The sequence below is a fragment of the Microvirga pakistanensis genome (assembly GCF_004458765.1).
Taxonomy (GTDB): Bacteria; Pseudomonadota; Alphaproteobacteria; order Rhizobiales; family Beijerinckiaceae; genus Microvirga; species Microvirga pakistanensis.
Genome location: NZ_SPJX01000068.1, coordinates 1 through 1,723, shown reverse-complemented (window position 1 = coordinate 1,723; position 1,723 = coordinate 1). Strand labels below are relative to the sequence as shown.

General features: G+C 58.2%; 2 protein-coding genes. Both read left to right on the top strand.

Features of this window, described 5'->3' with window-relative positions:
- Nucleotides 1-501 precede the first annotated feature (501 nt).
- Complete coding sequence (locus E4K09_RS02780) at nucleotides 502-1,128, top strand: hypothetical protein (protein ID WP_134495033.1); 627 nt, start codon at nucleotides 502-504, stop codon at nucleotides 1,126-1,128.
- On the top strand, nucleotides 1,115-1,549 hold the full coding sequence (locus tag E4K09_RS02775) for a hypothetical protein (RefSeq protein WP_134495031.1): 435 nt from the start codon (nucleotides 1,115-1,117) through the stop codon (nucleotides 1,547-1,549). The genes E4K09_RS02780 and E4K09_RS02775 overlap by 14 nt, the downstream gene beginning before the upstream one ends.
- Nucleotides 1,550-1,723 lie beyond the last annotated feature (174 nt).

Here is a 1,723-nt window from a genome sequence, read left to right as displayed (position 1 = left end):
GTGATGCGGATCGCCCGGTCCCTGACGGTCGAGGTGGACCGGGCTGATCCCGTGGCGGCGTGAGGTCTGATCTGGGGAACCCTGCTGGCCCGATCTGCTCCGGTCCTGCGGGTGCTCCTCCGTGGCTCCGATCCGCACGAACGCCGCTTACCCATTCATCTGCGAGGCGTTGATCTCGATGTGTTGCTCGCTGTCGAGTTCATGGCCGAGCGGAACGCGCGGCTGTTGCTCTCGTGTTCATCCTCGACCACGGGCAAAAAGCCTGTTCTTCCTATTGAACAATTACTCTTTTCATGAGTCGTTGATCAATATTGTTCAATAAGAAGAGTCTGAAGTTCGCGCTTCCCATTATGAGGATGGCAAATTTATTGCGCTAATCTGACCCAGACGGGTAAACTGATCTTATCAATTAAGAGCTTTTTACTCATGGATAATCTTAAAGAATGGCTTGAAGCGTACGTTGACGGAACTTTTGCTGCCCCGAGCACTGATGAACTTCAGATGACGACGAGCCCGCCAAAGGCGGTGAAGGTAGCCAAGAAGTCCCAGAAGGGGTCGAGCAATCAGCCCTGGTTCACGAAGTTCCCGCCCATCGAGCGGGTGCGGGCCATGCGGGCGCAGTTCTTCGACAATGGCCCAAACCCCGGCAAGGGCAACACCCAGCACACCCTTAAGCTGCGGGTTTATATCGACGACGGACTACCCTTGAACCAGCGCGAGCCCCATTGGCATCGCGTGGTCGAACTGATCGACCCGAAGAAGGTCGTGGCCTGGGCCGTGGCAGAACATGCCGAAGGCAGGCTCACGGAGGACGACCTCGCACGCTACCGGGCTGTCGCCGATGACCTGCGGGCCTGGAAGGAAGAAGAGCCTGACGGAGCATGGGCCAAGATGGGGCACATCGGCTCGCCGCCCGGCAACCACTACTTCCATGGTCAATTCGTGGCTGTCCGCTGTTCGGCTTCAGGCGAGATGAATGCCGTGCTTTACCTTGCAGATGGGCAGATCGAGATCGACCGCTTCTATGCCAACAAGCGCTCCCGCAAATCGAACGCGCCAAAGCTGCATGGCCTCTACGACCCATTCGGCGCGATCATCTCGAAGGAGGATGGCAATGGAGAGCTTTGATCCCGGCACGCTCGTCGCGGGCATGCGCAAGCTCGTAGGCGAAGTCAAGAAGCTAACCGACAAGGTCGAGTACCTAACAGAACAGAATGGCAAGCTTCAGCGCATGCACGACGAACTCACCAAGCACTTTGCGGATATGCAGCAGCACTTGGGAGGCAGGCTCCAGAAGCACATGGACCAAGTCATGGAGAAGCACAGCGCTGCTGTGCAGAGCCTCGAAGAGATTGTAGCAGGTCACGAGATGGCACTGATCGAGTTGGGCAAGGCCCCTCAGCCCATTAAGCTCGACATTGCAGAGCCCGCGCCACAGCCTCTGGCTAAACCCGAGCCGGTGAACCGTCCGCTTCCCGGCCCGGAGGAACTCAAGGACTCACTGCGCCAAAGCGAGTACGCCCGCGCACGTTCCAACCTGGGATACTAAAGGCGGCGGGCTACGGCCCGCCTCTCTCGAACGGAGTCTTATCTCCTTCGCACAATGGACCACCAAAAACCTGCCGCTCTGGTGACTCGATGGTGGCCCTTCGTCATCCGCAGCTATTCCAACCGGCTGGCTGAAAACGGCAAAGCTCCACTTGACCCCTATGACGGGGGATCA

Coding starts and splice junctions, on each gene's coding strand:
- E4K09_RS02780 (WP_134495033.1), top strand. CDS start 502: ATGACGACGAGCCCGCCAAAGGCGGTGAAGGTAGCCAAGAAGTCCCAG.
- E4K09_RS02775 (WP_134495031.1), top strand. CDS start 1,115: ATGGAGAGCTTTGATCCCGGCACGCTCGTCGCGGGCATGCGCAAGCTC.